4 protein-coding genes are annotated in these 8,625 nt (G+C 37.2%); all 4 read right to left on the reverse strand.

What is annotated here, in order from left to right; genetic code table 11:
• Positions 1–67: 67 nt before the first annotated feature.
• The 4 genes from AC1WHX_RS08335 to AC1WHX_RS08350 are packed head-to-tail and all read right to left on the reverse strand — an operon-like array spanning position 68 to position 8,525.
• Positions 68–553 carry a hypothetical protein gene (locus AC1WHX_RS08335; protein WP_481229136.1) on the reverse strand — a complete coding sequence of 162 codons (486 nt, stop codon included), beginning with the start codon at positions 551–553 and terminating at the stop codon, positions 68–70.
• Positions 554–555: 2 nt separating this feature from the next.
• Positions 556–4,335: a DUF6443 domain-containing protein gene (locus tag AC1WHX_RS08340; protein ID WP_481229137.1), complete on the reverse strand. Its 3,780-nt coding sequence runs from the start codon at positions 4,333–4,335 to the stop codon at positions 556–558.
• Between the two features lie 8 nt (positions 4,336–4,343).
• The gene (locus tag AC1WHX_RS08345) at positions 4,344–7,349 is read right to left on the reverse strand and encodes a hypothetical protein (RefSeq protein ID WP_303117329.1); all 3,006 of its coding nucleotides are present in this window, start codon (positions 7,347–7,349) and stop codon (positions 4,344–4,346) included.
• 6 nt (positions 7,350–7,355) lie between these two features.
• Complete coding sequence (locus tag AC1WHX_RS08350; protein WP_303117332.1) at positions 7,356–8,525, reverse strand: T9SS type A sorting domain-containing protein; 1,170 nt, start codon at positions 8,523–8,525, stop codon at positions 7,356–7,358.
• Positions 8,526–8,625: the final 100 nt, after the last annotated feature.

The raw sequence follows: 8,625 nt of genomic DNA on the forward strand, positions 1-8,625 counted from the left end.
CTTTGAACAAGATAAAGGCATGATGATGATCATGAACGTTATAAGAATCCTTTTCATTTCGTGAAATTTAATTAAAGATAAAAATACTATCTGTATAGAAGAAATTGATGGGGTCAGCTATGTTTTTTTTTACTGAGAGTATTTCAGAACTATCTCTGATTGCCCAGAAAACCGCTTTTTTATCGTTTTTTATTGAACCCTTTTCTTTTTTCTTTAGGGTGTTTCTGAAAAAATATTCTGAGCCGGAGTAAATATATATCTTGTTGCCGTCTATTTCGGTATATACATTGGGAGTCTTGTCCGATTGTATGCGGTTTTCACCGTTTAAAGAACCTTCACCGGCATACAATATTATATTGAAATCATTAGGATATATTTTATTGATAAACATTTCATATCTGAAATTATCCTGTTTGTTTTCCTGAATAAAAGAATATAGAACACCCTTTATCCTCTCTTTGGGATATACGATATTTTTGTTCTGTTCCTTTGGCAGAGAACAAGATAGAAAAAAAATAAGAACAGTAATCAAACAGGCATATATTATCTTCATAATTATTTGGAATTTAATGATTTTATAAAGTTGTTGCTTTTAGTATATTGTATTAGGCTGAAATTCCCTTTTAGTAAATTTCTTATGTTTGCTCGGGGATATTCATTCGTTAAAAAAAGAGATCCCCAAACGAAATCATTCTTCGTTTTATTATTTGGCGTTGAAACAACAAAACTAATTTGGTTTTTCCTCATTTGTAAGACATATACCGGTTTATACGGTGTTGAATATGCTGCGAATCCTAAATCTCCGTAACTATAAATATCATGAGTGCTGGGAGGAGAGCCATCGGGGTGGGTATGAACAGTAGCTATAGTATTATATTTATTTCTATTAGCATCGATGATATTTCCATTATTTATGCTATATCCATAATCGGATAAATTAATCTCGTGACTATCGTTTTTATAGTCCGGCATTACTATAACATTTTTATTTGTCAGTATAGCCATACTTTCATTACCTGTTCTTTGAGATTGTAATATCATGCGTTCATAGGCACTTTTTTCTTTTTTATAAACAATACTGCCATCTGCTCTATAATTTTCCAAAATATTACCGTTATTATCTGTAATCTGATAGGTTTCTCCCAAATAAGTATATCCATCTTCCAGCTTAGAATTCTTTTTTATATTAGGATCATATTGCACACTATTATCTTTAGTGCGAAACCAATCCATTCCGTCAGGATCAATATAGTTAACCGGATTATTTGCGCAGAACACGTATGGAGATAATGCAAAATATTTCTCGCAGAGAGGATCAATGGCAGTAAACCTTCCTGCAGCCGGGTCCATTCCGCGAGCGAGATAGTCATACCAGTTCAATCCGTGAAAAAGATCGAGCTCTTTACCGTTAAACTTGTAGGGCTGAGTTTCCGGATTCTCGTTGTCGGCAAAAGACAACCCGAAAGGGTAGAAGTGGTTTCTTTGCACGACCGATCCCGAAGCGTCTGCAACGACACGGATGCTTCCCAAATGATCGGTCAGGAAAAAATAGTAAGTACTATTTTCGATATATCCTCCATCGATCAATATCCGTTTCAACGTATTGTCCTCATACACTAAGTTTCCGACAAAATCGGTAACCGATCCATCGGATAGATTCGAGCGGTAATATTGGTCAGTTCCCATCAGCGGTATGTTTAACAGTCCGGGATCGTTGTTATGAGATACCCGAAGTTTCATCCCGTTTGCCGCATACAGATATTTCGTGCATCCGACGGTAAACGGAGTACTTATATTTATTTCCGAAGGTAAATTTAATAAATTATATTGAATATCGGTAATACCTTTGTTTAAATCTTTTGTGAGCGCACCGTTTTTATTATAAGAGTATTCTACATCCGCATCGGCATAATTTTTAAAATCGGCAGAGAGATTGTTGAATATTTGGATAGCCGCATCATCCGCTTTTTTCAGTTGATTTCCGTTATAATAAAACGATACCAGATCTGTAATACCGTAATTACCCGAATCTGTATTTCCGAAACGGGACAGTTTGGTAATATTCCCGTGTTTATCGTATTGATAAGATGAATAGAAATTTCCCGGACCGGAATAATCGGCTTTTGTAATCCGAGATAATCCATCATACGAGAATCGATAATTGCGGGTTATATTGTTCGTTGTCCAGCTTATTCCCGAAATATTTCCACCGTATATGGCGCTCCCTTGAGGCATAGGATTTTCATAAAACAATTGTTGAGAAAACAAGTTCCCGCTAATTTGGGTGATCCAGGACCGGATATTGTATGAGTAAGAAGATTTCAGAAGGGCGTTGTTCCCCCTCGTGTTTGTCGATAGACGGCCTGTTTCATCATAAGTATTTTCGGAAATAGTAATGACCGGGTTATTATTTAGCTTATGAGTGGTTTTTATCAATCTGTCGGCATGGTCGTAAAAATAACCGTATTCTTCCATAACCGTATTACCATTTAGAGCATGTATCTTTTTTCTCGTTACCGGTTGGTCGATAAAATTATAGGCAGTATATTCTTTTTCTGTTCCTCCGAGGTGGTTGTCCGACTTGCTCTGTATCATTCTGCCTTTTTTGTCATAATAAAAAACCGAGTACAGATAGGTTGTGTTTTCTCTCTCGTCGAGTATTGCCGTTGCTGTTCCGGTCAATAAATCTTTATAATCGGTATATCGGGTATCATACCCATCGACAGAGTCGTATCCGTATTTTTCAGGTGATGGGATCAGGTCTGGTATAAAATCATAATTATCGTAATAATTGACGTTGGTTATCCGATATCCTGCATCGGGAGAAAACCCGGAAATGGAGTATCCTGCATATTGCGGATTACCGTTGTATGTCGCTTTTACATAAATATCCTTTATCGGGTTTTGTTTGTAATCTATGGTGTTATGGCAGATTCCTTCGATAACCGCACGTCCCAGTCCGTCAGGTATTGAAAAAGACCATTCGCCTCGTTCACGCTGTTCTCCGTTCTGACTCAAGATAATTCTATCAGCGGTATCGTGTATATAGTAAATCCAGTCTGCTCCCGGTATCTTTTTGGCAATACATCTGTTTCGTGCGTCATACCGGTATAAATAAGCGTAATTATTTATGTCGGGGTTTGTTTCGGGGTAATTATTTATATCCGAAAGTTTTTCAGAAGCGATAGGCGGTAATACGATGCGTAGTTTTCCATAGTTATCATATATATAGTAGGTATCGTGATTTATCGATTTGTCGATCTGTCGGGTCATGATGACCTGATTCAGCTGGTTGGAGAATTCATACAGTACATTTCCATCCTCGTCTGTCATTTTTTTTACATAAAGTTGATTTTCCGGATATTTTTTGTCGGCACGAAGGACGATTGTTTCATCAGCCTTGACAGTGATCTTGTATAAAATACAGTTGTCTGACGTGGAGTTAAGCCGATATTCTGTATGTATGCACCTGCCGTTTTGTCTCCATGCAATACCGGGACCATAGTCTTCAGATATTTGCTCGGATAGAGCATTTTCGTAAATTCGGGTGGAGTAGGGGTACGTATCGTTTCCGTATATATCCGATCCGATAACGGATGTTTTGAGTTGCTGTATCGGGACGAATGCACCGTTGCCGGATGATATGCCGGGTAGCCATATATTTGACGCTCTGTTTAAAGCGTCATATTCGTACAATGCGACTATATCTTTCCCGGAAGGTGTGACACTGTGAAGATTTTCTTCTGTAAGACGTCCCAATCCGTCGAAATATTCGGTTTTTTCAATATAAGGCATTGTCGGTGTATATCGGTAGCTTCGGGTACGTATATAGTTGTTCTGTTGAGTAAGGTCCGGATCAGGAATTTCAGGTTCCGTCGGAATCGAGATTAACGAGTACAATATAATAGATTTCATCTTTTCTTTGTCGTATTTACCTTTGATGTCGTTTATCAATTCCCCTTGTCTGAAAATGAGTATATTGGGTATGCTTGTAATACTATATTCTTCGGCAGTTGTAGGGTACTTATCGACATCTATATAAACGTAATTTATTCGTTTATGGTTTAATTCATCGGCTATTTCTCTCATTTCAGGCTCCATTATCCTGCAAGGACCGCACCATGAAGCCCAGAAAAACATCACGACGATATCATTTGCCGTGTGATAACCTGAGGTTGGATATCCGGTTATCGGGGTAGAACTGTTTTGAAGGCTGTATCGGTTTGTGACTATGGGACATGATGCGCCTTGCTCGTATATTTCTTCTTGTGAAAAGATAGAGGCGAAAGAAGATAGAAACACCCCTGTCAGCAGTAATGTTTTATAGATTTTCATAATGCGGTTCATTCATTGTAATATTTATATTCCATATCTTGTAAGAGTTTCTTTTCTCCGTTTTCTAATGTATAAATTTCGGACAGGCGGCCATGATCGTCATAAGAGTAGTAGGTCGATACTCCTTTGGAATCGGTGATTTCCGTTACACCGGTTAATGGTTTATATTTATATGTCGTTATTCGTGCGTTTTTTAGAGAGGGGGTTGTTCTCAGTTTGTTTATGGCAGACCAGTCCGATTCGGACGGTTCTGTTTTCACGGATAAGATGGGTATTGCAATTCTGAGAGCTGCAAAAACTGTATTATAGTCGGCATTTTCGATTTTTGCTATCATGTATCTGCCTCTGTAACTCCAGATATATACCGATTGGTTTTCTTTATCGGTTATTGTGTATATCGGATTTCCGAAAGTATCGAATAACAGACACTCGGTCTTCTTTTCCATGATATTGTCTTTATTGAGAACATACTGTTTGTAGGGGCGGTAAAGATTGGTCCTTACCTGTGTGTAAAGATTTAACGTGCTGCTTATTGTCGTGTTATTCCGGCTTATGGTTTGTTGTATGACGGCCGTCTTGTAACAGTTGTCAGGCAATTCGTTCTTTCCTTCTGCTCCGTTATTTTCGGGAAGTACGTTATTCGAGTAGTACATGTTTTTGATTATTTCCTCGTTTTTCGGTGTAGTTTTTTCACTGATGATGTTATAAGGACGTTCAGGATCATAGGTAAATTCTTTTTTTGTTTCGATGGAGTCTCCGTCGAAATATTCTTTTATAGTGGTCGATATTAGATGAGAGTACCCTTTCCCCAAAGATTTACTTTGTACAAAGAGACTTGCGCTTTGGTCTGTCCATGATCCGATTTTTTCTTTCCCTGCAACGGTAGATACATATCTGCCGGAAATACCGATTTCTACTCCGGGGAGTGACTCTATATTCGACTGGTATCTGTTTTCTACGGATTTGATAAGTGTATATCCGTCGTTGTCTTTTTTATATTCTCGTTGAGTCAATAATTGGGGACAAGTGTAGATAGAAGAGTTGTCTTGAATGCCTGAGTAGATTTGCGGACTCATCGTATAAGGTTCATAATCGAAAGTGTATTCGGTTTTGCCGAATTCGGTATATTCGGTTACTTTTTTGTAATAGACAGGGATGGATACATGAAAATCTTTTGTGTTGGGAAAGGTGAAATATGTTGCTGATTCTATTATCACATCAAAGGCATGTACTCCTTGTTTTTCAATTCCTTGATATGAGGGAGGGTAATAATAGGTGACATCCTTGCCTGCAGACAGTGCGGTTTCGGAATATGTAATGAAATCGGCTGAACTTATCGGGATATAAGGAACGTGACTGGAAAGAGTCTTTCTGGATATGTATCTCGGAGATTCATATCGGTAATGTTTGGTGATTTTTTTTGCGGATAGCGGATCGTATATTTCGAGAGAGTTGATTCGTAAGCCGGCACCGTAAGACATATCTGTCGGGTCAGATTTCTCGAATTCGTGAGTCCCGTAATTGATTTTCATGTATCCACCTGTCGGATATATTATTTTTTTCAAAGAACGGATTTGAGTGTATAGAGAATCCGGTTGCCGCCGTTCGCTGTGATCGTTGAGGGTATAGTCGAACGGAAGGCTTGAATCATTCATTTTACCGTTGCAATATCCCCACCAATCGATAGCTTTTTCGAATTCTTCAGTTGTGAAATTTTTATCCCTTCTGTCATATTGGAACTTGAATGTGCCTTTTCTTGATTGTATGCTATTAAGAAAATCATCTGTAATATCGAATTCGATTTTTTCCAGGCTTTCTTGTGTATTCGATGTTTTACTAAAGACCTCTATGTTTTTAAAGGTTCTCCGGATATAGGAAACGGGAATACCATCGTCTGAAATAAAAGTGTTGGGCGTTTCATTATATTGTATCACTATTTTGCAGTCAATAGTCTCTATTGTCGAAAGCAAAGATTCTCTTATCGGTTCTTTAGAAATGTAAGTATCATATCCTTTATTATCTTGTTTTATTTTTTCTATTACAGCTTTATTCTGTGGAAGATCATATTTTTCATCGAATGCGGAGTCGTAATCTCCTCTTAGTAAATGCAGGTCATATTTGTTGCTGATAAAATGGTTTGCAATGGTGAATCCTGTATAGTTTGTGACTGTATGATACATCGGTCTGAAATTTTGATATTCCTTATGATCTATATAAGTAAAATCGACCTTTGCCCCGCTTGGCAGGGTAATCCGGTTAAGCAACCATTTTATGGAACTGGAATTTTCGACCGGTTCGTCTGTTCCGAACAGATATTGTACTCCGTTATCATCAGTTACTCGGATACCGTGTAGCGAGTTTTTTGATTGGCTGTATGTGATTAACAACTCTATATGTAAAGGTTGCTCTTTTAGAAACCGGGGTTCATATCGCCCGTTCTCATAATGTAATATGAAATTGGCATTTATATGGGGCAGATCGATCGTAAAGATATCATATTGCCCATCTTTGAGTTTAGGACTCGAACCTGTTGCCGAGAGAGCCGCCTGCTCGAAATATCGTTCATTTTCGTCTTTTATGTGTTCGAGGTTCTTTATATCGTCAGGGTATACGGGATATTTGAGATCGTCTTTGCTATTGATTTCCCGAGTAATTTTCATGTTTGTAAAGTTCCATCCGTATCCTGCGACTCCCGGTTTGTCTTGTATTCTGATACCTGAGGAATTATATTGCAAGGTCAATGGTAGAGTCAAAAGTTGTAAGTCCATTGTGTAAATCGGTATTTGTAGATTTATTTTTCCTGTGGCATAAGAAATGTCAGGTTCTGGGAATTTAAATAATTCAGCAGCTTTAGGTTTTTCTACTAAAGTGTTGAATAAATCCGGATATTGATTAAAAAAGGTAGAAGATACATAAGAACCGTCATGATTAGGATATGATGCCGAAAATTGGGCGGATGCATTTATGGAGCAGAATAGGGATAAAGCTGCAACGATATTATATTGTTTTCTCATTGTATATTATTTTTTAATTACTTTTTTACTGAATATTATCCTTTTATTCTCTGTAATCTGTAAAAGATAATTGCCTTTGATAAAGTCTCTGAAATCTATAATTTCAGAATATGAGCCGGATGCAGATAGATCTTTTTCTATTTTTAATGCCAATCTGCCGTCTTCTGTGTATAAGCTGATATTTATTCTTGAAGGCTTTGTAATAGCATATTTTATGTTTAGATAAGAATCTGTAGGATTGGGAAAAACCTCATAATTTCTTTCCGACATATCTCTTCCGATACCGTCTTGGTATGTTTCAGAATCCTTGTTCTTTGATTTGTTTTTCTTATCGATATCCCATGACCGATTTAATGAATCGGAACGTGTTATGTCCTTTATATCGGTATAAGTATGTTGCCGTGGTGGGAAGAGAAAGGATGTCCCGAAAAAAAGTGTATCGTTTATGATGTTGTGCACAGTTTCGAATACCGGATATCGATATCCTTTGGCATACCATTTATACGTCTCGATGACTTTGTCTTGGACATTGGGTCGTATAGAATCTTTGTATATGGAGGAACGCATGGATCGACATATTGTCTGTGTCGTTTTTACGCGTAGAACCGGAGAGATCGTGTCCCCTTCAGGAAGTATTATTTTTCCGTAAGCGTCGGCTTTTATTTTTATATTACCTGAAGATAATATTTTTGATGAGTTAGAATAGACTCCTTCTAAAAGATAAGGAGACAAGAATTCGTCATTATAGTTTAGCGGGAATACGCATTCCATTAACGGTTCGGTATATCTGAGCCTGACAGTGGGATTTTCATGTCCGATTAGAGATATTGTATCGTTTTTGAATTGATAATAATACATAGTTCCGTATTCTTTTTTGATAAAATATTCGGTATTGGGTACATATCGTTTGAGTATTGTGTCATTTCCGATGACGTATATAGAATCTTCGATTAATTTCGGAGAGGAGTATATTATCGGATATTCCTCTCTTATAACTTGTGCTTGGCTGAGATCCCAAATGATATTTTTCCCGGGTTTTCCGGGATCGACATATTCTATTTGTTGCTTTATCAGACTATCACCTATACATATTCGATTATGGGATTTGTCAAGTTGTCCATAGCTGCTTATCGTTATGAGAGATAGCAATGATAAGATTTTTTTGTTTAAATTCATATTATTTTTAGTTATGTTATAAATGCGGTTTATTCGGGATAAGCGGATATCTTATTTATTTTTAAGGTGTGGTTTATATCTTTATGGGAGAATATTTAAG

The sequence above is a fragment of the Coprobacter sp. genome (assembly GCF_982436375.1).